This is a genomic window from Phytobacter massiliensis JC163, assembly GCF_000321045.1.
GTDB classification, from domain to species: Bacteria; Pseudomonadota; Gammaproteobacteria; order Enterobacterales; family Enterobacteriaceae; genus Phytobacter_A; species Phytobacter_A massiliensis.
Window position 1 is genome coordinate 75,672 of record NZ_HE578951.1, and the last position, 23,712, is coordinate 99,383.

24 protein-coding genes are annotated in these 23,712 nt (G+C 57.2%); 14 read left to right on the forward strand and 10 right to left on the reverse strand.

Going from position 1 to position 23,712, the window contains the following annotated elements; translation table 11 throughout:
* Positions 1-3: 3 nt before the first annotated feature.
* Positions 4-822, reverse strand: coding sequence for a dienelactone hydrolase family protein (locus tag ENTHG_RS22930; protein WP_044185738.1), 819 nt, complete (start codon positions 820-822; stop codon positions 4-6).
* A gap of 261 nt (positions 823-1,083) precedes the next feature.
* On the opposite strand from ENTHG_RS22930, the gene udp reads away from it, so the two are divergent.
* Positions 1,084-1,845, forward strand: coding sequence for a uridine phosphorylase (udp, locus tag ENTHG_RS22935; protein WP_044185740.1), 762 nt, complete (start codon positions 1,084-1,086; stop codon positions 1,843-1,845).
* Between the two features lie 40 nt (positions 1,846-1,885).
* Here udp and ENTHG_RS22940 read toward each other — a convergent pair whose 3' ends face one another.
* From ENTHG_RS22940 to ENTHG_RS22965, 6 genes are read right to left on the reverse strand one after another with little or no spacing between them, the layout of a single operon-like run.
* Positions 1,886-3,379: a tripartite tricarboxylate transporter permease gene (locus ENTHG_RS22940; protein WP_044185742.1), complete on the reverse strand. Its 1,494-nt coding sequence runs from the start codon at positions 3,377-3,379 to the stop codon at positions 1,886-1,888.
* 12 nt (positions 3,380-3,391) lie between these two features.
* The gene (locus tag ENTHG_RS22945; RefSeq protein WP_044185744.1) at positions 3,392-3,895 is read right to left on the reverse strand and encodes a tripartite tricarboxylate transporter TctB family protein; all 504 of its coding nucleotides are present in this window, start codon (positions 3,893-3,895) and stop codon (positions 3,392-3,394) included.
* Positions 3,896-3,909: 14 nt separating this feature from the next.
* Positions 3,910-4,884 (reverse strand): tripartite tricarboxylate transporter substrate binding protein, encoded by a 975-nt coding sequence (locus tag ENTHG_RS22950; RefSeq protein ID WP_052332767.1) that lies wholly within the window; start codon positions 4,882-4,884, stop codon positions 3,910-3,912.
* An 11-nt stretch (positions 4,885-4,895) separates the two neighbouring features.
* The gene (locus tag ENTHG_RS22955; RefSeq protein ID WP_044185746.1) at positions 4,896-5,522 is read right to left on the reverse strand and encodes a 2-dehydro-3-deoxy-6-phosphogalactonate aldolase; all 627 of its coding nucleotides are present in this window, start codon (positions 5,520-5,522) and stop codon (positions 4,896-4,898) included.
* On the reverse strand, positions 5,523-6,506 hold the full coding sequence (locus ENTHG_RS22960) for a 2-dehydro-3-deoxygalactonokinase (RefSeq protein ID WP_044185748.1): 984 nt from the start codon (positions 6,504-6,506) through the stop codon (positions 5,523-5,525).
* Positions 6,507-6,526: 20 nt separating this feature from the next.
* Complete coding sequence (locus tag ENTHG_RS22965; RefSeq protein ID WP_044185750.1) at positions 6,527-7,294, reverse strand: IclR family transcriptional regulator; 768 nt, start codon at positions 7,292-7,294, stop codon at positions 6,527-6,529.
* 289 nt (positions 7,295-7,583) lie between these two features.
* Between ENTHG_RS22965 and ubiE the strand changes: the two genes are divergently transcribed.
* The 7 genes from ubiE to tatD all read left to right on the forward strand — a co-directional run bounded on the left by ubiE (position 7,584) and on the right by tatD (position 13,022).
* Positions 7,584-8,339, forward strand: a complete 756-nt coding sequence (ubiE, locus tag ENTHG_RS22970; RefSeq protein WP_044185752.1) for a bifunctional demethylmenaquinone methyltransferase/2-methoxy-6-polyprenyl-1,4-benzoquinol methylase UbiE — start codon at positions 7,584-7,586, stop codon at positions 8,337-8,339.
* Between the two features lie 11 nt (positions 8,340-8,350).
* The gene (gene ubiJ / locus ENTHG_RS22975; RefSeq protein ID WP_044185754.1) at positions 8,351-8,956 is read left to right on the forward strand and encodes a ubiquinone biosynthesis protein UbiJ; all 606 of its coding nucleotides are present in this window, start codon (positions 8,351-8,353) and stop codon (positions 8,954-8,956) included.
* Positions 8,953-10,593: a ubiquinone biosynthesis regulatory protein kinase UbiB gene (gene ubiB, locus ENTHG_RS22980; protein WP_044185755.1), complete on the forward strand. Its 1,641-nt coding sequence runs from the start codon at positions 8,953-8,955 to the stop codon at positions 10,591-10,593. Before ubiJ ends, ubiB begins: the two co-directional genes overlap by 4 nt.
* A 78-nt stretch (positions 10,594-10,671) precedes the next feature.
* On the forward strand, positions 10,672-10,926 hold the full coding sequence (gene tatA, locus ENTHG_RS22985) for a Sec-independent protein translocase subunit TatA (RefSeq protein WP_044185757.1): 255 nt from the start codon (positions 10,672-10,674) through the stop codon (positions 10,924-10,926).
* A gap of 3 nt (positions 10,927-10,929) precedes the next feature.
* Complete coding sequence (gene tatB / locus ENTHG_RS22990) at positions 10,930-11,445, forward strand: Sec-independent protein translocase protein TatB (protein ID WP_044185759.1); 516 nt, start codon at positions 10,930-10,932, stop codon at positions 11,443-11,445.
* A 2-nt stretch (positions 11,446-11,447) separates the two neighbouring features.
* Positions 11,448-12,200, forward strand: coding sequence for a Sec-independent protein translocase subunit TatC (tatC, locus tag ENTHG_RS22995; protein WP_044185760.1), 753 nt, complete (start codon positions 11,448-11,450; stop codon positions 12,198-12,200).
* 39 nt (positions 12,201-12,239) lie between these two features.
* Positions 12,240-13,022, forward strand: a complete 783-nt coding sequence (gene tatD, locus ENTHG_RS23000) for a 3'-5' ssDNA/RNA exonuclease TatD (protein ID WP_187371656.1) — start codon at positions 12,240-12,242, stop codon at positions 13,020-13,022.
* A gap of 7 nt (positions 13,023-13,029) precedes the next feature.
* On the opposite strand, the gene rfaH is transcribed toward tatD, so the two are convergent.
* A complete protein-coding gene (gene rfaH / locus ENTHG_RS23005; RefSeq protein WP_044185763.1) occupies positions 13,030-13,518 on the reverse strand; it encodes a transcription/translation regulatory transformer protein RfaH in 489 nt (162 codons plus the stop codon).
* Positions 13,519-13,697: 179 nt separating this feature from the next.
* Here rfaH and ubiD point away from each other — a divergent pair, with 179 nt between their 5' ends.
* Both ubiD and fre read left to right on the forward strand, forming a co-directional pair.
* Complete coding sequence (gene ubiD / locus ENTHG_RS23010) at positions 13,698-15,182, forward strand: 4-hydroxy-3-polyprenylbenzoate decarboxylase (protein WP_044185765.1); 1,485 nt, start codon at positions 13,698-13,700, stop codon at positions 15,180-15,182.
* A gap of 58 nt (positions 15,183-15,240) precedes the next feature.
* Complete coding sequence (gene fre / locus ENTHG_RS23015; RefSeq protein WP_044185767.1) at positions 15,241-15,942, forward strand: NAD(P)H-flavin reductase; 702 nt, start codon at positions 15,241-15,243, stop codon at positions 15,940-15,942.
* Positions 15,943-16,123: 181 nt separating this feature from the next.
* Here the strand turns inward: fre and fadA are convergent, their stop codons facing one another.
* Positions 16,124-17,287 carry an acetyl-CoA C-acyltransferase FadA gene (gene fadA, locus ENTHG_RS23020; protein ID WP_044185769.1) on the reverse strand — a complete coding sequence of 388 codons (1,164 nt, stop codon included), beginning with the start codon at positions 17,285-17,287 and terminating at the stop codon, positions 16,124-16,126.
* Positions 17,288-17,296: 9 nt separating this feature from the next.
* On the reverse strand, positions 17,297-19,486 hold the full coding sequence (gene fadB, locus ENTHG_RS23025; protein ID WP_044185771.1) for a fatty acid oxidation complex subunit alpha FadB: 2,190 nt from the start codon (positions 19,484-19,486) through the stop codon (positions 17,297-17,299).
* Between the two features lie 190 nt (positions 19,487-19,676).
* Between fadB and pepQ the strand changes: the two genes are divergently transcribed.
* Genes pepQ through hemG form a run of 4 tightly spaced genes read left to right on the forward strand, consistent with a single transcriptional unit; the run spans position 19,677 to position 23,668 of the window.
* On the forward strand, positions 19,677-21,008 hold the full coding sequence (gene pepQ, locus ENTHG_RS23030) for a Xaa-Pro dipeptidase (RefSeq protein ID WP_044185773.1): 1,332 nt from the start codon (positions 19,677-19,679) through the stop codon (positions 21,006-21,008).
* The gene (locus ENTHG_RS23035) at positions 21,008-21,622 is read left to right on the forward strand and encodes an IMPACT family protein (RefSeq protein ID WP_044185775.1); all 615 of its coding nucleotides are present in this window, start codon (positions 21,008-21,010) and stop codon (positions 21,620-21,622) included. The genes pepQ and ENTHG_RS23035 overlap by 1 nt, the downstream gene beginning before the upstream one ends.
* 40 nt (positions 21,623-21,662) lie before the next feature.
* On the forward strand, positions 21,663-23,114 hold the full coding sequence (gene trkH / locus ENTHG_RS23040) for a Trk system potassium transporter TrkH (RefSeq protein ID WP_044185777.1): 1,452 nt from the start codon (positions 21,663-21,665) through the stop codon (positions 23,112-23,114).
* 11 nt (positions 23,115-23,125) lie between these two features.
* On the forward strand, positions 23,126-23,668 hold the full coding sequence (gene hemG / locus ENTHG_RS23045; RefSeq protein WP_044185779.1) for a menaquinone-dependent protoporphyrinogen IX dehydrogenase: 543 nt from the start codon (positions 23,126-23,128) through the stop codon (positions 23,666-23,668).
* Positions 23,669-23,712 lie beyond the last annotated feature (44 nt).

Genomic DNA, 23,712 nt, shown 5'->3' on the forward strand with positions numbered 1-23,712 from the left:
ACATTAGGCCTGGCGAGTGACGCCGCCATATTGCGCGAACCAGGCCAGCATGCGCTGCCAGCCGTCTTTTGCCGACTCTTCATGGTAGCTGGGGCGATAATCGGCGTTAAACGCGTGGCCCGCTTCCGGATAAACCACAATCTCCGCGCGCGCGTTGGCGGCGCGTAGCGCCTGGCGCATGGTTTCCACCGTATCAAGCGGGATCCCGGTGTCCTGCGCGCCGTAAAGTCCAAGCACCGGCGCGTTGAGTTCAACGGCAATATCTACCGGATGCTTCGGCGAGTTCAGCGATTTTTCCCCTACCAGCTTGCCGTACCATGCTACCGCCGCTTTTAGCTGCGGATTGTGCGCGGCATACAGCCAGGCAATACGTCCGCCCCAGCAAAAGCCGGTGGTGAGCAAACGGTGCGCGTCACCGCCGTTACGCGCCGCCCAGTTGGCGACGTGGTCGAGATCGGCGAGCACCTGCGCATCGGGAACTTTACTCACCAGCCCGCTCAGCAGCGTCTGGATATCGGCAAAGTCGTTGGGGTCGCCCTGGCGGAAATAGAGCTCCGGCGCGACGGCGAGATAGCCTTCCAGGGCCAGGCGACGGCAAATGTCACGAATATGCTCGTGCACGCCGAAAATTTCCTGAATCACCATTACCACCGGCAGTGGTCCATTGACCTCTTTTGGCCGGGCGTAATACGCGGGCATGCTGTCGCCCTGCGAAGGAATGGTGGTTTCGCCTGCAATGATGGCGTCATCCGGAGTGTGCAGTGTCGTGGATGCGTGCGGTGAAGCCGCGGGCGCGAAGCCCGGCTTAGTGTTTGTTGTCATGGCTTTCTCCATACCCTTTATCAACTATTAGCGCTTTACTAACTATAGTCGGCGGAGCCCTATAACCGCATCCATGAAAAAGTTATCTTTGGAGACAGCGCCAGAGGGTGGCGATGTTAATGTGATATATGTCACTATTTTATGGAAATGTTATGCAACTACATTTCTTCATGGCGATCTCAATCACGAAATTGCCCGCCCGGCTTCTGTAAAGTACCTTTTTGCTTCTTCTGACAAACCGACCCACAGAGGAGTCTCTTTATGTCCAAGTCTGATGTTTTTCATCTCGGCCTCACCAAAAACGATTTACAAGGGGCTACGCTGGCTATCGTCCCTGGCGATCCGGAGCGTGTGGAAAAGATCGCCGCGCTGATGGATAAGCCGGTTAAGCTGGCATCCCATCGTGAATTTACCACCTGGCGCGCTGAGCTGGATGGCAAAGCCGTGATCGTCTGCTCTACCGGCATCGGCGGCCCCTCTACTTCTATTGCCGTGGAAGAGCTGGCGCAGCTGGGGATCCGTACTTTCCTGCGCATCGGCACCACCGGGGCGATTCAGCCGCACATTAATGTAGGCGACGTGCTGGTTACCACCGCCTCCGTACGTCTGGACGGCGCCAGCCTGCACTTCGCGCCGATGGAGTTCCCGGCCGTTGCCGACTTCGCATGTACCACCGCGCTGGTGGAAGCGGCGAAAGCGGTAGGGGCGACCACCCACGTAGGCGTGACGGCCTCTTCCGATACGTTCTATCCGGGCCAGGAGCGCTACGACACCTTCTCCGGTCGCGTAGTGAGCCGCTTTAAAGGTTCGATGGAAGAGTGGCAGGCTATGGGGGTAATGAACTATGAAATGGAATCCGCCACTCTGCTGACCATGTGCGCCAGCCAGGGGCTGCGTGCCGGTATGGTGGCGGGCGTTATCGTCAACCGTACCCAGCAGGAAATTCCCAACGCGGAAACCATGAAACAGACTGAAAGCCATGCGGTGAAAATCGTGGTGGAAGCGGCGCGTCGCCTGCTGTAATTCTGTTGCCCTCTCCGCATTGCGCGGAGAGGGTCTTCCACTACTTCTCTTTTCTTCTTTTAAGCCCCTGACGAATAACCGGCGTCAGCAACGTGACGGCTGCCAGCGACAGCAGCGCCAGCGTGATAGGGCGGGTGTACAAAAAGTCTAACGAGCCGCCTGAAAGGGACATTGCCCGGCGGAAATTGCTCTCCGCCATCGGCCCCATAATCAGCGCCAGCACCACCGGCGAAGCCGGATAGCCGCCTTTCTGCATGAAATAGCCCACCACGCCTGCAATCAGCATGATACCCACGTCAAACAGACTGTTGTTCAGCGCATAGGTGCCAACCACACACAGCGCCAGAATCAACGGCGTCAGGATATTGCCAGGGATTTTCACCACGTTAGTCACCAGTTTCAGCGACAGCAACCCCAGCACCAGCAGCATGATGTAACAGAAGATCATCCCGACAAACAGGGTGTAAACCATATCCCCGTGTTCGGTGAACATCAGCGGGCCGGGCTGCATACCCTGCAAGGTTAACGCCCCCAGCATAATGGCGGTGACCGCATCCCCAGGGATACCCAGCGTCAACATCGGCAGCAGCGCGCCGCCGGTGCAGCCGTTTGCGCCCGCCTCGCAGGAGGCGACGGCTTTAAGCTCCCCTTTACCGAAGTTTTCCGGGGTTTTGCTAAAGCGACGGGTTTCGTTATACGCCACAAAAGCCGCGATATCCGACCCCGCGCCGGGGATCATACCGATAAATACCCCCAGCCCGGACGAACGCAGTATGGTGGCGATAAGGCGGCGAAGCTGCTGCCAGGGCAACATCAGACTGCCAATCGCCACCCGCGCACTCTTCTGAATCGTCTGGTTTTTCTCCATGGAACGAAAGGCTTCCGAGGCGGCAAACAGACCAATCATTACCGGGATGAACGGCACGTTCATCAGCTCGACAAAGCCGCCGGTAAAACGGGGAAAGCCGCCCATCGGGTCCAGGCCAATGGTGGCGATGAGCAGCCCGCCCACGCCGGAGATCAGCCCTTTAACTAACGATTCGCCGGAGATGCTGGCGATAATGCTGAGGCCAAAAACGGCCAGCGCGAAAGATTCAGACGCGCTGAATTTCAGCGCCCAACTGGCGAGGATCGGGGAGAGAAACATCAGAATGATGATGCTTATCGTCCCGCCGCTGAATGACGAGAACGTTGCGGTGCTGAGCGCCAGCCCGGCCTTGCCCTGTTTTGTCAGTTCATAACCGTCGATTGCCGTCGCCGCCGCTGCGGGCGTACCCGGAATTTTCAGCAAAATAGCCGTGATGGAACCGCCGTATACGCCGCCGAAAAAGACGCCGCAAATCATCAGCAGCCCGGAGACAGGGTCCATGCCGTAGGTAAAAGGCAGCAGAATGGCGACGCCCATGGTCGCGGTTAAGCCGGGTAACGCGCCGATCAATATGCCCAGCATCACGCCCATCGCCGCCAGCGCCAGCGCCATCGGGTTGCTGAACAGCGTTGATATGCCCTGAATTAAAAGTTCGCTTTCAAACATGTCTGGCTCCCGTTATTCGAAAAGTGAACCTACAGGCAACGGTACCTGTAACGCTTCGACAAAAAGCAACCAGAGGATGCCGGTCATTAATGCGGCGATACTCGGTGTCAGCACCGGTCGACGATATCCCATTAGCACCATGATGCAGATGAGAAACAGCGGCGTTGTGACAAGGTAGCCGACATAGCTCATCAGTACGATGTACACCAGCATTAGCGCCACGCCGGTCGCTGTTCTGAACCACGCCATTTTGTCTGTTTTCTCCGCCACTGCCTGCGGCGCGCGGCGTAGGCTGCCCCATAACAACGCCAGGGCGAGAAGGATAAGTACGCTGGCGTAGAACATCGGAAATGCGCCTGCGCCGATGTCTGTCTCAATGGCCGTTGCGGGGAAGTCAGATGCGAAATAAATGACCGCACCCGCAATGGCGCAGAGGAGTAGCGTTACGACCGCCGTGGTCGTAACGCTGGATCGGCGGAGGTCGGCTGATGGAGACGTCATCTTTTTAGACACCATAACCGTACCCTGTTTTATTTTTTCAGATTCAGCTGCGCCAGGAGCGTGGCGAAATACGCTTCCTGCTCAACGATCTGCTGCTGGAAGCCCGCGCTATCCTGCCATGCATAGTTCAGGTTCAGCTTATTCAGCGCATCCTGGAAGGCAGGCTCTTCGGCGGTCTCTTTCGCCGCTTTCGCTAATACATCAACCACGTTCTGCGGGGTTTTCTTCGGTACGATCAGCCCACGCCATGTGCCAATGGAGAGATCGATATTTTTCTCTTTTAAGGTGGGCACGTCCGGCATGTTTTTGATGCGCTCGTCGGACATCACAGCGAGGGTTTTCAGCTTGCCGCCTTTCACATGGTTAATCACTTCCCCTGGGCTGACGGAAACGGCTTCAATATGGCCACCAAGCAGACCGGTTACCGCAGGCGCTGCGCCGTCATACGGAACGTGGGTGAATTTCGCGCCGGTTTTATCTTCCAGCGCGGCGGCGGCCAGGTGCCAGATAGCACCGGTGCCGGAGTTGCCAATACGCACCTTGCCGGGGTTTTCTTTCGACCATTGCAGAAACTCTTCGACGGTATTCCACGGGGCGTCCGCGCGAACGGTGATAGCCGCCGGGTCGGCGTTCAGACGGGCGATCGGCGTAAAGTCACTGGTTTTGAAACGTACCATGCCAAGGCTGGGCAGGGTCGTCAGCTCAACGGTGCCAAGGCCGATTTTGTAGCCGTTAGGACGCGCGGCGGCGATTTCGCTAAAGCCGATGGCGCCGCTGCCGCCAGGTTTGTTAATAACGCCGATGCTGACGGGAAGATGCTTTTTGGCCGCGTCGGCGAACGCGCGGGCAACGAGATCGGTCCCGCCGCCAGCCGCGTAAGGCACCACCAGATCAATCTGTTTTGTTGGGTAGTCCGCAGCCTTAACCGGCGCGGTAGTAAAGAGTGCGCCTGCTACTAAAGTCAGCGCCGCCATTTTGGTAGAGAAGGTAAGCTTTTGTAACATGATTATTATCCTTATTGACTGCGATGATGCCAGGCGTCCATAAACCGCGTGGCGTGTTCATAAACCTGTACCGGTGTCATCCCGGCTTTCCAGAGCGAAGAACCGAGCCCAAATCCATTGGCTCCATTGTTAAGATACTCTTGCATGTTTTCTGGGGTGATCCCGCCGACGGGCAGCATTGGAATGTCGGCAGGCACCACGGCGCGCCACGCTTTCACAATGGCGGGGGAAATTTGCTCCGCCGGGAACAGTTTCAGCGCATCCGCCCCGACATTGAGCGCGGCGAAAGCTTCGGTCGGCGTGGCGACGCCCGGCGTGCACACCATACCCAGCGCCTTAGCCCGTTTAATCACTTGCGGATCGCTATGGGGCATCACGATTAGCTGCCCTCCCGCCTCTTTTACCGCATCAACCTGGTCGGTGGACATCACCGTACCGGCGCCGAGCAGGCAGTCATCGGGCAGTGTTTCACGCATTATGCGCAGGCTTTCCAGCGGTTCGGGCGAGTTCAGCGGCACTTCGATTAAGCGAAATCCGGCTGAATAGAGCCGTTCGCCAATCTCCTGCGCTTGCTCAGGCCGCAGACCCCGCAGGATGGCGATAAGGCCGCTTTGTTGTAATGTTGTTTTAAAGTCCATTCAGAGTTCCCTGGTGTTGGTAAGTAAGCCCGCCGTTTGTGCGATATGCCATAGCCCTTTTTCAGTGGCGTTTTTAATAATTCGTACCGATCGCTGCGGGTGAAAACAGGAGAAGGCGCGCTGATAGCGAGAGCACAGCGCGTCGCTACCAATCAGCGCGACTGCCGCTGAGATGTTGTCGGTCTTATTGATGCAGGTTTCCAGCCCGCATAGTTCGTGCCCTATCAGCAAACCCGACAGATAATCGGCCTGCTGTTCAGGCTGGAGTTGGCCGCACAGATAACGCGTGCGGGTTGAAAAAATGGTCGATAGCAGCCCTGCTTGATGGTTGGCCGCGGCAACCCGTAACCCTTCATCAAAGGCGTCCCAGCAGGGGGCGTCGGCAGGGGCGAACGTCGCGCCAAGCAGCGTGTGCTGGCTTAACGCGGAATAGACCTCCCCGGTCATAAAGGTGTGAAAATCGACGATGCTGCTATTTTGCACAAACGCCCATTTTGAGTGGGTGCCGGGAAGCCCAATCAGCAGCGTTTGCCCGTCGAGATTCGCCTGCATCAGCGTGTCATCGGCAATCAATGCGCCGACGATTTGCGTTTCTTCGCCACGCATCACTTCCGGCAACGCGCCGACTTTATTGACGCCAGGAACGATTTTTAACAGCGACTTACCATCACGGGCCACATCGGTAAGGTGGTGGACGAGCACATCAGGCGTGGCGGGGCAGGGAGCATAGGCGGCTTCCCGCCAGCCCTGGGCGCTACCCACCATACCGCAGGCGATAATCGCTGGATTGCCCTCGTCGAGCCATTCACCGCAGAGTTTGCGCAGCGTTTCGTAAAAGGCGTCATCACGGTGGGCGCTTTCAACCGGCAGTTGCCTGATGCCCCACGGCGATTCGCGTTTTTCCAGCGGCTGGCCGTCGCTGTCATAGCGCCATGCCCTTAACGATGTTGTGCCCCAGTCAAGGGCAATCAGTTTCCTTGCCATAGTGTTCCTGTACAGATGAGTTAACGTTGATGCTTCTGCTGTTTTGACCATCCCAGTTCTTGTGAGATCTCCCCGGCGCACGCCTGGACAAACGGCGTGAGCTCCCGCATCCGTTCAAGCGACATATAGGTCGTCGTGCTGGCAACGGAAATCGCGGCGACAAGCGTATTGCTGGCATCAAAAACCGGCGCGGCGACGCAGCGGATAGTGGGCTCATTCTCTTCCAGATCGAAGGCGTATCCGTCCCGGGCATAGGTGCGCATTTTGGTCATGAAATCTTCCAGCGCATCTTCACGGCAGTAGCGTAAAAACAGCGTTCGCCACTCTTCTTCGCTGTGGTTGAGCAGCAGCGCCTTGCCAATTCCGGTAAGCGGCAGCGGCATGCGCGTTCCGATCCGCGAACGCATCTCCAGCCCGCGCTGGCTATTAATTTTGTCGAGGTAGAGCACTTCATCATCTTCGCAAACGGCCAGATGCACGGTATCGAGCGTGAAGTGCGCCAGCTTCTGCAATACAGGGCGCGCCAGCGAGAGCAGCGAGGTGCTCTCCAGCGCTCTGGCCCCTAATTCCATCAGCCTTGAGCCCAGGGTATACCCCTCACCATGGCTGTAGCGCAGGTAACGCTGCTCAACGAGCGCGGCGGCCAGCCGGTGCGTTGTACTGCGCGTTATACTGGTAAATTCGCCAATGCTTTTCAGGTCGTGGTGACCTTTGTCGACGGCGTTGATGATGGCCAGACCGCGTAATAGGGTCTGCACGCCTGCTGTCGATGTCCCGGTGTTATCCATGCCGTTATCCTCTTTTCTTGAACACAATCTTTTCACAACTCGCCCGGTAAAATCGGTGACGTTGCGCACAAATACCATAATATAAAACGTCATCCCAATATGTGGGAAATAACGGCAATACAGTGGATGGTGGCAGCGATGCGCAAGAAATGAATAAGGACAGGGAGTTACCGTTTAAGAACCCGGCTAAAATAGAGGGGGACTCTGGAAGACCGGATGTCGAAACATAGGGCAATCGCGCCCAATCTGTTACACTTCACGAACAATTTCTTCAATAGCAGGCACTAAGATGGCGGAAGATTCAAACGAAACAACGCACTTTGGTTTTCAGACCGTCGCCAAAGATAAAAAAGCCGATATGGTGGCAGACGTTTTCCATTCGGTGGCCGCAAAATACGATGTCATGAATGATTTGATGTCGATGGGCATTCACCGCTTATGGAAGCGCTTTACCATCGACTGTAGCGGCGTGCGTCGTGGGCAGAAAGTTCTCGATCTGGCGGGCGGCACAGGTGATTTGACGGCGAAGTTCTCCCGTCTGGTTGGCGAAACCGGTCAGGTGGTACTGGCGGATATCAACGACTCGATGCTGAAAATGGGGCGTGAGAAGCTGCGTAATATCGGCATTGTCGGCAACGTTGAGTATGTCCAGGCGAACGCAGAAGCGCTGCCTTTCCCCGACAATACCTTCGACTGCATCACCATTTCGTTTGGCCTGCGTAACGTGACGGAAAAAGAGCGCGCCCTGCGTTCCATGTTCCGGGTGCTGAAACCGGGTGGTCGCCTGCTGGTGCTGGAATTTTCCAAACCGGTTATCGAACCGCTGAGCAAGGTCTACGACGCTTACTCCTTCCACGTGCTGCCGCGTATCGGCCAGCTGGTCGCCAGCGATGCGGAAAGCTATCGCTATCTGGCTGAATCAATCCGTATGCATCCCGATCAGGAGACGCTGAAAGCGATGATGCAGGACGCCGGGTTCGAAAACGTCGACTACTACAATATGACCGCAGGCATTGTCGCTCTGCATCGCGGCTATAAGTTCTGACAGGAGTTTATATGCCCTTAAAGCCACTGGTGACCGCAGGTATCGAGCGGGTACTGAACACCTTTTTCTACCGCGAGCGGGCGCTGAAACCGGCCCGGCAGCGTTTGCAGGGAAAAGTGTTGCGCATTACGCTCAAAGAGTTCTCTTCCCCGCTGGCGATCGCGTTTAGCGAGCGGCAGGCGGATGTGCTGGGCGAGTGGGAAGGCGAGGCCGACTGTACGGTCATCACCCAACTGCGCGTGCTGCCTAAGCTGCGTGACCGCCAGCAGCTCACCGCGCTGATTCGTACCGGCGAACTGGAAGTGCAGGGCGATATTCAGGTTGTGCAGAATTTCGCCGCGCTGATGGATTTAGCGGAGTTCGATATTGCTGAACTGCTGGCCCCCTGGACCGGCGATGTGGCGGCAGAAGGGCTAGGGAAAGCATTTCGCGGCGGCGCATCGCTGCTGCGTCGAAACGTCACCCGCCAGACGCGCTACGTGGCAGAAGCGCTGACCGAAGAGTGGCGCGTCGCGCCTGGGGCGCTGGAAGTGGCCTGGTTTGCGGAGGAAGCCGCCGCCGTAGAACGCGCAGCGGATGCGTTAACTCAACGCCTCGATAAACTGGAGGGCAAATGACGCCAGGAGAGATTCGGCGCCTCTATTTCATCATCCAGACCTTCTTAAGCTATGGCCTGGATGAACTTATCCCCCGCATGCGTGTTACTCTGCCGTTGCGCCTCTGGCGGCGGACGTTATTCTGGATGCCCAATCGTCATAAGGATCGGGTGCTTGGAGAGCGTCTGCGTCTTGCGCTGCAGGAGCTGGGGCCAGTGTGGATCAAATTTGGCCAGATGCTCTCTACCCGCCGCGATCTTTTCCCACCGGATATTGCTGACCAGCTCGCGCTGCTGCAGGACCGCGTCGCGCCGTTTGATGGCGTGCTCGCCAAACGGCAGATCGAGAAAGCGATGGGCGACAGGCCGGTAGAGGAGTGGTTTGACGATTTTTCTATCGAACCGCTGGCCTCTGCCTCTATTGCTCAGGTGCATACCGCGCGCTTGAAAGAGAACGGCAAAGAGGTGGTGATTAAGGTTATTCGCCCGGACATTTTGCCCATCATCAAAGCGGACCTGAAACTGATTCATCGCCTGGCGGGCTGGCTGCCGCGCCTGCTGCCCGATGGCCGCCGTTTGCGCCCGCGAGAGGTAGTGCGCGAATATGAAAAGACGCTGATCGACGAACTGGATCTGCTGCGGGAAGCCGCAAACGCCATTCAGCTGCGGCGGAATTTCGAAGGCAGCCCGATGCTCTACGTGCCCGAAGTCTATTCCGACTATTGCAGCCAGACCATGCTGGTCATGGAGCGTATTTACGGTATTCCGGTATCGGATGTGGCGGCGCTGGAGAAAAACGGCACCGATCTGAAGCTGCTGGCCGAGCGCGGCGTGCAGGTGTTCTTCACCCAGGTGTTCCGCGACAGCTTCTTCCACGGCGACATGCATCCCGGCAATATTTTCGTTAGCTACGATCATCCCCACGACCCGCAGTACATCGGCATCGACTGTGGCATTGTCGGCTCGCTGAACAAAGAAGATAAGCGCTATCTGGCGGAAAACTTTATCGCCTTTTTTAACCGTGATTACCGCAAAGTGGCGGAGCTGCACGTTGACTCCGGCTGGGTGCCGCCGGATACCAACGTCGAAGAGTTCGAGTTTGCTATTCGCACCGTCTGCGAACCGATCTTTGAAAAACCGCTGGCGGAGATCTCCTTCGGCCATGTGCTGTTGAACCTGTTCAATACCGCGCGTCGCTTCAATATGGAAGTGCAGCCGCAGCTGGTGCTGCTGCAAAAAACGTTGCTCTATATTGAGGGGGTGGGGCGTCAGCTCTATCCGCAGCTCGATTTATGGAAAACGGCGAAACCTTTTCTCGAAACGTGGATCAAAGATCAGGTGGGTCTGCCCGCGCTGGTCAGGTCAGTGAAAGAAAAAGCGCCTTTCTGGATTGAGAAAATGCCGGAGTTGCCTGAACTGATCTACAACAGTTTGCGCCAGGGCAAGCAATTACAGCACAGCGTTGATAAGATCGCCCGTGAGCTGGAAACAAACCATGTCCGCCAGGGGCAGTCCCGCTACCTGTTCGGTATTGGCGCGACGCTACTGTTGAGCGGGACACTGCTGCTGATTAATCGCCCGGAGTGGGGTTACTCACCAGGCTGGTTGATGGCAGGCGGCGTCCTCGCCTGGATCATAGGCTGGCGCAAAACGCGCTGATTTTAACGTCGCTCCAGGGAGGCCGGGTAACGTATACTGTGGCCTCTTTTCTTTCTCATCGCTTATAGAGGAGCGTGTATGGGCGGTATCAGTATTTGGCAGTTGTTAATTATCGCAGTCATCGTTGTGCTGCTGTTCGGCACCAAAAAACTCGGGTCGATTGGCTCCGATCTTGGCGCGTCCATCAAGGGCTTTAAGAAAGCGATGGGCGATGACGATAAGCAAGAGAAAGACAAAACCGCTGAGGATGCGGATTTCACCGCGAAATCTCTTGCTGATAAACCAGATGATGTGAAGAAAGACGAAAAGCGTCACGACAAAGAGCAGGTGTAATTCGTGTTCGATATTGGTTTTAGCGAACTGTTACTCGTGTTTATCATCGGGCTGGTGGTGCTCGGGCCACAGCGCCTGCCAGTTGCGGTACGCACGGTAATGGGGTGGGTAAGAGCGCTGCGCTCCCTCGCCACCACGGTGCAAAATGAGCTGACGCAAGAGCTCAAGCTGCAGGAATTTCAGGACAGCCTGAAAAAAGTGGAAAAGGCGAGTCTGGACAACCTGTCGCCAGAATTGAAAGCGTCGATGGATGAACTTCGGCAGGCGGCAGAGTCGATGAAGCGCTCTTATAGCGCCAACGACCCGGAAAAGAGCAGCGACGAAGCGCACACTATCCACAACCCGCTGGTCAAAGATAACGAAGCGCAGCACGAGGGCGCGACCCCGGCAGCGGCTGAAAATCAGGCCAGCGCGCCGGAGCAGGCACCCGAAATGCCCGATGCGAAAAAACCTGTAACCCAGGCCGCGGAAGCGAAACCGCTTTCTGATGGCGGCCCTTCTTCAAGTGATAAATCCTGAACATGGCTGTAGACGATACCCAACCGCTCATCTCTCATTTGATTGAGCTGCGTAAGCGCCTGCTGAACTGCATTATTGCGGTCGCGGTTATCTTTCTGGCGCTAATCTACTTCGCTAACGATATCTATCATCTGGTCGCGGCGCCGCTTATCAAGCAGATGCCGCTGGGGGCGACGATGATCGCCACCGATGTCGCCTCGCCGTTTTTTACGCCGATAAAGCTGACCTTTATGGTGTCGCTGATTTTGTCCGCGCCGGTGGTGCTCTACCAGGTGTGGGCGTTTGTGGCCCCTGCGCTCTATAAGCACGAACGGCGACTGGTAGTGCCGCTGCTGATTTCCAGCTCGCTGCTGTTTTATATCGGCATGGCGTTCGCCTATTTTGTGGTCTTCCCGCTGGCGTTTGGCTTTCTGACGCACACCGCGCCGGAAGGGGTGCAGGTTTCCACCGACATTGCCAGCTATCTGAACTTCGTGATGGCGCTGTTTATGGCGTTTGGCGTCTCGTTTGAAGTGCCGGTCGCCATCGTGCTGCTGTGCTGGATGGGCGTCACTACCCCAGAGTCCCTGCGCTATAAACGCCCGTATGTGTTAGTCGGCGCGTTTGTGCTGGGCATGCTGCTGACGCCGCCGGACGTCTTCTCCCAGACGCTGCTGGCTATCCCCATGTACTGCCTGTTTGAAGTGGGCGTTTTCTGCGCGCGTTTCTACACCGGCAAGCGTCGCCTTCCTGACGAAGAAGAAACCGAAGAGTAACCAGCCGCCCGTCAGGGCGGTTGTTGTATGGAGCGGCATATGTTTGATATTGGCGTAAACCTCACCAGCAGCCAGTTTGCCAAAGACCGCGATGCGGTGGTTGAGCGGGCACGGGCTGCGGGCGTGCGCGGAATGCTGTTGACCGGCACGAACCTGCACGAAAGCGAAGAGGCGCTACAGCTGGCGAAGCGCTATCCCGGCTGCTGGTCTACGGCGGGCGTGCATCCCCATGACAGCAGTAGCTGGACGGAAGAGACAGGGGCGGCGCTTCGGCGACTCGCCGCGCAGCCGGAAGTGGTGGCGATAGGGGAGTGCGGGCTCGATTTCAACCGCAACTTTTCCACGCCGCAGGAGCAGGAGCGCGCCTTCACCGCGCAGCTGGCGCTGGCGGCGGATCTCGCCCTGCCGGTATTTTTACACTGCCGCGATGCCCACTCGCGTTTTCTGACCCTGCTGGAGCCGTGGCTTGATAAACTGCCCGGCGCGGTAGTGCACTGTTTTACCGGCACCCTTGAGGAGGCGCGGGAGTGCCTGGCGCGCGGAATGTGGCTGGGCATTACCGGGTGGGTCTGCGATGAGCGGCGCGGACAGGCGCTGCGCGAGGTAGTGCCGCATATTCCCGCTGACCGCCTGCTGATTGAAACGGATGCGCCTTATCTGCTGCCGCGCGATCTGTCGCCGAAGCCCGCGTCGCGGCGCAATGAACCGGCGCATCTGGGGCATATTCTTGCAAGCGTAGCGCAGCTGCGCGGCGAAGAGGCCGCATGGCTTAGCGAGAAAACGGATAGCAATGTACAGACGTTGTTCGGCATCCGCCTGTAGCGGCAGGTCAGACTTTGCGGAAATCGGTATTTCTGATGCTCTGCAACACCTGCTTATTCAGCAAGTTGAGCAGCAGCATGGAACGGGCCTCGCCGTCCGGCTCTTTGAAAATCGCTTCCAGCCCTTCCAGCGCCCCTTCGGTGATCACCACGCTGTCGCCGGGGTAGGGTGTACCTGGATCGGTTACGCCTTCGGGCTTATAGAGGGAAAGCTGGTGGATAACCGTTGAGGGCACCTGCGCCGGATGCGCGCCGAAGCGAACAAAATGGCTGACGCCGCGGGTGGCGTTAATCGTGGTGGTGTGAATTACCTCCGGGTCGAACTCCACAAACAGATAGTTTGGAAAGAGCGGTTCGCTCACCGTAGTGCGTTTGCCACGAACGATTTTTTCCAGCGAGATCATAGGCGTCAGGCAGCTTACCGCCTGGCGTTGAAGATGTTCCTGAGCGCGCTGAAGCTGGCCTCGTTTGCAGTACAGTAAATACCACGATTGCATAATGATTCTTTCCCGGAAGCTCGGTGCGCAAGCATAACAAAAGTGCGCGGCGATGGCTAAGGTGATTATAAATGGCGTCAATATTTACCGTTGTATTTCACCTTGATTTAACAAAGTTACAGCAACGTGCAGATGAACACCGTATAATAAAGCGCTTAGCAAGAGGCCATTAAAACCCCATGAAATACCATGACCTTCGTGATTTTCTGACGCTGCTGGAACAGCAGGGCGAACTAAAACGCATTACGCTGCCGATCGATCCTCACCTTGAGATGACGGAAATCGCCGATCGCACTCTGCGCGCGGGCGGCCCGGCGCTGCTTTTCGAAAACCCGAAAGGCTACGACATGCCGGTGCTGTGCAATCTTTTCGGCACGCCCCGTCGCGTCGCGTTGGGCATGGGGCAGGAAGAGGTAAGCGCGCTGCGCGAAGTGGGCAAACTGCTGGCCTTCCTTAAGGAGCCGGAGCCGCCGAAAGGCTTTCGTGACCTGTTCGATAAGCTGCCGCAGTTTAAGCAGGTGCTGAATATGCCCACGAAGCGGTTACGCGGCGCGCCCTGCCAGCAAAAGGTGCTGCAAGGCGATGAGGTCGACCTGACTAAAATCCCTATTATGAAGTGCTGGCCGGATGACGCGGCGCCGTTGATTACCTGGGGGCTGACCGTCACCCGCGGGCCGCATAAAGAGCGCCAGAATTTAGGGATCTATCGCCAGCAGCTTATTGGCAAAAATAAGCTCATTATGCGCTGGCTTTCACACCGTGGCGGCGCGCTGGATTTTCAGGAGTGGTGCGCGGCGCATCCCGGAGAGCGATTCCCGGTCGCTGTGGCGCTGGGCGCCGACCCGGCGACCATTCTCGGCGCGGTGACCCCCGTGCCGGATACGCTGTCGGAATATGCGTTCGCCGGCCTGCTGCGCGGCACGAAAACAGAAGTAGTGAAGTGCGTTTCAAGCGACCTGGAAGTCCCGGCCAGCGCCGAGATGGTGCTGGAGGGCTATATCGAGGCGGGGGAAATGGCGCCGGAAGGGCCCTATGGCGACCATACGGGCTACTACAATGAAATTGATAACTTCCCGGTGTTTACGGTGACACACATTACCCGGCGTGAAGATGCGATTTATCACTCTACTTATACCGGCCGCCCGCCCGATGAGCCTGCGGTGCTCGGCGTCGCGTTGAACGAAGTGTTTGTACCGATTCTGCAGAAGCAGTTCCCGGAAATCGTTGATTTTTATCTGCCGCCGGAAGGCTGTTCCTATCGCCTGGCCGTTGTCACGATGAAGAAGCAGTACGCGGGGCACGCGAAACGGGTCATGATGGGCGTCTGGTCATTCTTACGCCAGTTTATGTACACCAAGTTCGTTATCGTGTGCGACGATGATGTTAACGCCCGCGACTGGAACGATGTGATTTGGGCGATCACCACCCGTATGGACCCGGCACGGGATACCGTACTGGTGGAGAACACGCCAATCGATTATCTGGATTTTGCCTCGCCGGTTTCCGGCCTTGGTTCAAAAATGGGCCTGGACGCCACCAATAAATGGCCTGGCGAAACCCAACGCGAGTGGGGCCGCCCCATCAGAAAGGACCCTGAGGTAACAGCGCGTATTGACGCTATCTGGGATGAACTGGCCATTTTTACTGACGGCAAAAGCGCCTGACGCGCCGCCGTTTCGCCAGACATGACGACAACAATTATGAACCCGACAGAGGGAGCGCATGACAACCTTAAGCTGTAAAGTGACCTCGGTAGACGCCATCACCGATACCGTATATCGCGTCCGTTTAGTACCCGAAGCGGCGTTCTCTTTTCGCGCCGGCCAGTACTTGATGGTGGTGATGGATGAGCGAGATAAACGCCCCTTCTCAATGGCTTCTACACCGGATGAGCATGAGTTTATTGAACTGCATATTGGCGCGTCCGAACTGAATCTTTACGCCATGGCCGTAATGGATCGTATCCTGAAAGACCGGCAGATCGTGGTGGACATTCCCCACGGCGATGCCTGGCTGCGCGAAGATGAGCAGCGCCCGCTGGTGCTGATTGCTGGCGGTACCGGTTTCTCCTATGCGCGCTCAATTCTGCTGACCGCGCTGGCGCAGCAGCCGGACCGTGAAATTGCCATCTACTGGGGCGGGCGTGAAGAGAAGCACCTTTACGATCTGGCCGAGCTGGAAGCGCTCTCTGTTAACCACCCTGGCCTGCGCGTGGTGCCGGTCGTTGAGCAGCCGGAAGAGAACTGGCGTGGCCGTACCGGGACGGTACTTACCGCCGTGTTGCAGGATTATGGCACCCTCTCCGGGCACGATATCTACATTGCCGGCCGTTTCGAGATGGCGAAAATCGCCCGCGATCTGTTCTGCAATGAGCGCGGCGCGCGTGAAGACCGCCTGTTTGGCGACGCGTTTGCGTTTATTTAAATAAAAAACCCGCCCCTGACAGGCGGGAAGAACGGCAACTAAACCTTTTCCCGTCATCATTCACGCTGCCTCTTTGTTGGCTGCCTTTGCTCATCCCGGTCACATAGTTAACTATGTGACCGGGGATTCGCGCAGTTGCCGCCGCGATGCAATGCGAATGATTTAGGGGAATATTCTTCGATTACACTCTCTCAAACACCGTCGCGATGCCCTGACCCAGGCCGATGCACATGGTCGCCAGCCCGAACTGAACGTCTTTGCGTTCCATCAGGTTCAGCAGCGTGGTGCTGATACGCGCGCCGGAGCAGCCCAGCGGATGACCCAGCGCGATCGCGCCGCCGTTGAGGTTGATCTTCTCGTCAATCTGCTCCATTAACCCCAGATCTTTAATGCACGGCAGGATCTGTGCGGCGAACGCTTCGTTCATCTCAAACAGGCCGATATCGCTGGTGGTGAGACCCGCTTTTTTCAGCGCCAGCTTCGATGCCGGAACCGGGCCGTAGCCCATAATCGACGGGTCGCAGCCCACTACCGCCATCGAGCGCACGCGGGCGCGCGGTTTCAGCCCCAGTTCGCGGGCGCGGCTTTCGCTCATCACCAGCATCGCGGCGGCGCCGTCGGAAAGGGCGGACGAGGTGCCTGCCGTTACCGTTCCGCTCACCGGATCGAACGCCGGGCGCAGGGTGGAGAGCGCCTCGACGGTGGTTTCCGGGCGGATCACTTCGTCGTAGTTAAACTGTTTCAGCACGCCGTCTGCGTCATGGCCGCCGGTGGGGATAAGCTCGTTTTTAAACGCGCCGGACTGGGTGGCGGCCCAGGCACGGGCATGCGAACGCGCGGCAAAGGCGTCCTGCATTTCACGACTGATGCCGTGCATACGCGAGAGCATCTCCGCCGTCAGCCCCATCATGCCCGCCGCTTTGGCGACGTTGCGGCTCAGGCCGGGATGGAAATCCACGCCGTGGCTCATCGGCACATGGCCCATATGCTCCACGCCGCCCACCAGGCAGGCCTGCGCATCGCCGGTCATGATCATCCGCGCGGCATCATGCAGCGCCTGCATTGACGAGCCGCACAGACGGTTGACGGTAACCGCCGGGACCGAGTGCGGGATTTCCGCCAGCAGCGCGGCGTTACGGGCGATGTTAAAGCCCTGCTCCAGGGTTTGCTGCACGCAGCCCCAGTAGATGTCGTCCAGCGCCGTGGCATCCAGCGCCGGGTTGCGCGCCAGCAGGCTACGCATTAAATGTGCGGAGAGATCTTCCGCGCGCACGTTGCGAAACGCGCCGCCCTTCGAACGGCCCATCGGGGTACGAATCGCATCGACAATGACAACCTGTTCCATTGTGACTCCTTAAGCCGTTTTCAGTGCGCCAGCCGGACGGGCAGGCTCAACCTGGGGATAGTACGGTTCGTTATGGCGCGCTTTGTCATGCAGCCCTTCCGGCACCGTGTACAGCGGGCCGAGGTGCTGGTACTGCTGCGCCATATCGAGATATTTCGCGCTGCCGAGCGTGTCCAGCCAGCGGAACGCGCCGCCGTGGAACGGCGGGAAGCCGAGGCCATAGACCAGCGCCATATCGGCTTCCGCCGGGCTGGCGATAATGCCTTCTTCCAGGCAGCGCACCACTTCGTTGACCATCGGAATCATCATGCGGGCGATGATTTCTTCGTCGCTGAAATCGCGCTTCGCCTCGCTCACCCCGGCGAGCAGGCCGTCCACGGTGGCGTCCTCTTCTTTCTTCGGCTTGCCTTTGCTGTCTTCTTTGTAGCGCCAGAAGCCCATACCGTTCTTCTGACCAAAACGACCGGCGTCAAACAGGGCGTCAATGGCGTCGCGGTAATCTTTCTGCATCCGCTGCGGGAAGCCTGCGGCCATCACCGCCTGCGCATGATGCGCGGTATCAATGCCCACCACGTCCAGCAGGTACGCCGGGCCCATCGGCCAGCCGAATTGCTTTTCCATCACTTTGTCGATTTTGCGGAAGTCCGCGCCGTCGCGCAGTAGCTGGCTGAATCCGGCAAAGTAGGGGAACAGCACGCGGTTGACGAAGAAGCCGGGGCAGTCGTTAACCACAATCGGCGTTTTGCCCATTTTGCTCGCCCAGGCGACCACTTTGGCGATGGTTTCATCCGAGCTTTTCTCGCCGCGAATGATTTCCACCAGCGGCATCCGGTGTACCGGATTAAAGAAGTGCATCCCGCAGAAGTTTTCCGGGCGCTTGAGGACGCTTGCCAGTTCGCTGATAGGAATGGTGGAGGTGTTTGACGCCAGCACGGTATCCGGGCGGACTTTGTCTTCGGTTTCCGCCAGCACGGCTTTTTTCACCTTCGGGTTTTCAACCACTGCTTCTACCACCACGTCCACGCGGTCAAAGCCAGCGTAGTCGAGGGTCGGGTGAATCGTCGAAATCACGCCTGCCATTTTCAGACCGTCAATTTTGCCGCGCTCAAGCTGCTTATTCAGCAGTTTGGCGGCTTCGGTCATCCCCAGCGTCAGCGACTTGTCGTTGATATCCTTCATGATCACCGGTACGCCTTTCCACGCCGACTGGTAAGCGATGCCGCCGCCCATAATACCGGCGCCCAGCACTGCGGCCTGCTTCGGCGTTTCCACCTCTTTGGTCAGCTTCTTCGCTTTGCCTTTTACGAACTGATCGTTCAGGAAGATACCAACCAGCGCGCGGGCTTCGTTGCTGTGCGCCAGCGGGACAAAACTCTGGTTTTCTAATTTCAGCGCCTCGTCACGGCCAAAGCGCGCGGCGGCTTCAATGGTCTTCACGGCGGTCATCGGCGCCGGGTAATGCTTGCCTGCCGTCTGCGCCACCATGCCTTTGGCGATGGTGAAGCTCATGGTCGCTTCGATCTTGCTGAGCTTGAGCGGCTCCAGCTTCGGCTGGCGTTTGGCTTTCCAGTCCAGATCGCCGTTAATTGCCTGACGCAGAATCGCCAGCGCGCCCTCTTTTAATTTTTCGGGCTTCACAATGCCGTCCACCAGGCCGATTTTCAGCGCCTGCTCAGCGCCGACATCTTTACCGGCGGCAATAATTTCCAGCGCGCTGTCCGCGCCCAGCATGCGGGGCATACGCACGGAGCCGCCAAAGCCCGGCATGATGCCCAGCTTCGTTTCCGGCAGGCCGATGCGCAGGTCCGGCGTCGCCAGACGGTAGTCGGTTGCCAGGACGCATTCGCAGCCGCCGCCCAGCGCATAGCCGTTGACGGCGGAGAGGGTCGGCACCGGCAGATCTTCGAGGCGGTTAAAGACACTGTTGGCGAAATGCAGCCAGGTGCTCAGTTGCTCTGCCGGAACCAGGAACAGGGAAAGAAACTCGGTGATATCCGCACCGACAATAAACGCTGCTTTTTCAGAACGCAGCAGCAGGCCTTTGAGATCGGATTGCTTTTCCAGCACATCCAGCGCGTTGCCAAGGCTGGCAACCGTCGCGGTATCAAGCTTGTTTACTGAGCCGGGCGCATCGAACACCAGTTCGGCAATGCCATCTTCCAGCCAGTTGAGATAAAGGGTGTCGCCTTTGTAGAGCATGTCAGTCTCCTGAATCCAGCAAGGTGATCTGGTCATACCAGATGAAGCGGAGTGTGGTTTTTATGTTAATAAATTGCAAATTTTTCTTTAAGGAATTGCTGGTTTGATCACGCTCGGTCGAAATCGCCCACCCGGAATCAGGTGTGCTAAGATGCGACAACTTGAGCGCAAAAAATCAGAAGGAACAAAAATGGACTCACTGGCTGCGTTATATAAAAATCATATTGTTACGTTGCAAGAACGGACCCGCGACGTACTGGCCCGCTTTAAACTTGATGCGCTGTTGATTCACTCCGGCGAACTGTTCAACGTCTTTCTCGACGATCACCCCTATCCCTTCAAAGTTAACCCGCAGTTCAAAGCCTGGGTTCCCGTAACGCAGGTGCCGAATTGCTGGTTGCTGGTGGATGGCGTGAATAAACCAAAGCTGTGGTTTTATCTGCCGGTCGATTACTGGCACAACGTTGAGCCGCTGCCGACTTCCTTCTGGACCGAAGAGGTTGATGTCATTGCGCTGCCGAAAGCAGAAGAGATTGCCAGCCAGTTACCGGCGGCGCGCGGGAATGTCGCTTATATCGGCCCGGTGCCCGAGCGCGCCAGGAGCCTGGATATCGCAGCGGAAAATATCAACCCGAAAGGGGTCATTGACTTCCTGCACTACTACCGCGCTTATAAAACGGATTATGAACTGGCGTGTATGCGCGAGGCGCAAAAAACGGCAGTGATGGGCCATCGTGCCGCAGAAGAGGCGTTTCGCTCCGGCATGAGCGAGTTTGACATCAACCTTGCCTACCTGACCGCGACCGGCCATCGTGACACCGACGTACCCTACGGCAATATCGTGGCGCTTAATGAACACGCCGCCGTGCTGCATTACACGAAGCTCGACCATCGGGCGCCCGCGGAGCTGCGGAGCTTCCTGCTGGATGCCGGGGCGGAGTATAACGGCTATGCGGCGGATCTCACCCGTACCTGGGCTGCTAATAGCGATAACGACTACGCCCAGCTGATTAAAGACGTCAATGAAGAGCAGCTGGCGCTGATCGGCACGATGAAAGCCGGCGTTAACTATATTGAGTATCACCTCCAGTTCCATCAGCGCATCGCGAAGCTGCTGCGTAAGCATCAAATCCTTACCGATATGAGCGAAGAGGCGATGGTGGAAAACGATCTCACCGGGCCATTTATGCCGCACGGTATTGGTCATCCGCTGGGGTTGCAGGTGCATGATGTTGCAGGCTTTATGCAGGACGACCGTGGCACCCATCTTGCGGCGCCGTCAAAATATCCTTACCTGCGCTGCACCCGCGTGCTGCAGCCGCGCATGGTGTTAACCATTGAGCCGGGGATCTACTTTATTGAGTCTCTGTTGGCGCCGTGGCGTGAAGGCCCGTTCAGTAAGCACTTCAACTGGCAAAAAATCGAGGCGCTTAAGCCGTTCGGCGGTATCCGTATCGAAGATAACGTGGTGATTCATGAGAACGGCACTGAGAACATGACGCGCGACCTGAAGCTGGCGTAATGGAAAGCTGGCCGATTCCCGCAGCGCCGGTAACGGTTATCGAAGAGATCAAGAAAAGCCGCTTTATTACCCTGTTGGCGCATACCGACGGGGTGGAGGCGGCGAAAATGTTTGTCGAGTCCGTGCGCGCGGAGCATCCTGATGCGCGTCATCATTGCGTGGCCTGGGTTGCCGGGCCGCCGGACGATTCGCAACAGCTTGGTTTTTCTGACGATGGCGAGCCTGCGGGCACCGCGGGCAAACCGATGCTCGCCCAGCTAATGGGCAGCGGCGTTGGGGAGATAACGGCGGTGGTGGTGCGCTATTACGGCGGCGTGCTGTTGGGCACCGGCGGGCTGGTTAAAGCCTATGGCGGCGGGGTCAGTCAGGCGCTTGCCCAATTGACGACCCTGCGCAAGACGCCGTTAACCGAATATACTTTGCAGTGCGAGTACGGGCAACTGGCGGGAATCGAAACGCTAATTGCACAGTTTTCCGGCAGGATTGTCGCCAGCGAATATCAGGCCTCCGTCGGGCTTCGCGTGGCGCTTCCTGCAGCCGGAGTGGCGGCATTTTCAGCGAAGCTTGCTGATTTCAGCCGCGGTACGTTGCAATTACGCAAGATTGAAGAATAATCCCCACCTCTTTTTATGCTTATCAAAGGAAGCGGCAGAGATGCATTTTCGCGCCATTACCCGAATTGTTGGACTTCTGGTCATTCTCTTTTCCGGAACGATGATTCTGCCAGGGCTGGTTGCTCTGCTCTATCGCGATGGCGCAGGCCGGGCGTTTACCCAAACCTTTTTTGTCGCGCTGGCGATTGGCTCAATATTGTGGTGGCCAAACCGCCGGCAGAAAGGCGAACTTAAATCGCGCGAAGGGTTTCTGATTGTGGTCCTGTTTTGGACCGTGCTGGGGAGCGTGGGTGCGCTGCCGTTTATCTTTTCTGAACAGCCCAACCTGACCGTCACCGACGCCTTCTTCGAATCGTTTTCCGGCTTAACCACCACCGGGGCGACCACGCTGGTAGGGCTGGACTCATTACCGCACGCGATTCTCTTCTATCGCCAGATGCTGCAATGGTTTGGTGGGATGGGGATCATTGTGCTGGCCGTAGCGATTCTCCCAATCCTCGGCGTTGGTGGCATGCAGCTTTACCGCGCGGAGATGCCAGGGCCGCTGAAAGACAATAAAATGCGGCCCCGTATTGCCGAAACGGCGAAGACGCTGTGGCTTATTTATGTATTGCTTACTGTCGCCTGCGCGCTGGCGCTGTGGTTCGCCGGCATGCCCGCTTTTGACGCTATCGGGCATAGCTTCTCTACTATTGCTATCGGCGGGTTTTCCACTCATGACGCCAGCGTAGGCTATTTCGATAGCCCTACCATTAACACCATCATCGCTATCTTCTTGCTGATCTCCGGCTGTAACTATGGCCTGCACTTTTCTTTATTGAGCGGGCGTAACCTCAAAGTGTACTGGCGCGACCCTGAGTTTCGCATGTTTATTGGCGTGCAGCTGACGCTGGTGGTGATCTGCACGGTAGTGCTGTGGTTCCACAACGTTTATGCCTCGGCGATGACCACGCTGAATCAGGCGTTCTTCCAGGTGGTGTCGATGGCGACCACCGCAGGCTTTACCACCGACAGTATTGCCCGCTGGCCATTATTCCTGCCTGTGCTGCTGCTCTTCTCGGCCTTTATTGGCGGCTGCGCAGGCTCAACGGGTGGCGGATTGAAAGTAATCCGTATTCTTTTACTCTTCAAACAGGGTAACCGTGAGCTTAAAAGGCTGGTGCACCCGAACGCGGTCTATAGCATCAAGCTTGGCAACCGTGCGCTGCCGGAACGAATTCTGGAAGCGGTGTGGGGCTTTTTCTCCGCCTATGCGCTGGTCTTTATCCTCAGCATGCTGGCGATCATCGCCACTGGCGTCGACGATTTCTCTGCATTTGCTTCTGTGGTCGCCACGTTAAATAACCTTGGTCCCGGGCTTGGCGTCGTGGCGGATAACTTCGCCAGCATGAACCCGGTCGCAAAATGGATCTTAATCGTCAATATGCTTTTTGGTCGCCTTGAAGTGTTTACATTACTGGTGCTCTTCACCCCCACCTTCTGGCGTGACTAAAGGAACAACGCGTGAAAACTCTGATACTTTTTTCTACCCGCGACGGGCAAACGCGTGAGATTGCCTCCTTTCTGGCTTCGGAACTGGGCGAGTTGGGCGTCAGCACCGACGTGGTGAACCTCAATCGCGCGGAGAAGATAGACTGGCCTGCTTATGAGCGGGTGGTCATTGGCGCATCGATTCGCTATGGCCATTTCAACCCGGCGCTGGATAATTTTGTTAAGCAACATCAGCAACACCTGAACGCGCTACCGGGCGCGTTCTTCTCGGTTAACCTGGTGGCGCGGAAGCCGGAGAAGCGTTCGCCGCAAACCAACAACTACACGCGAAAGTTTTTACTGCGCTCGCCATGGCAGCCAGATGAGTGCGCTGTCTTTGCCGGTGCGCTGCGCTACCCGCGTTACCGCTGGTACGATCGCTTTATGATTCGTTTAATCATGAAGATGACCGGTGGGGAAACCGATACCCGTAAAGAAGTGGTCTATACCGACTGGCAGCAGGTATCCGCATTTGCACGGAAAATCGCTCAGTTAAACAGCAAAGCGCCGGTTTAAACCGCACTATGAATGAAATGTGAGCGAACGGAAAATTTTTTGAA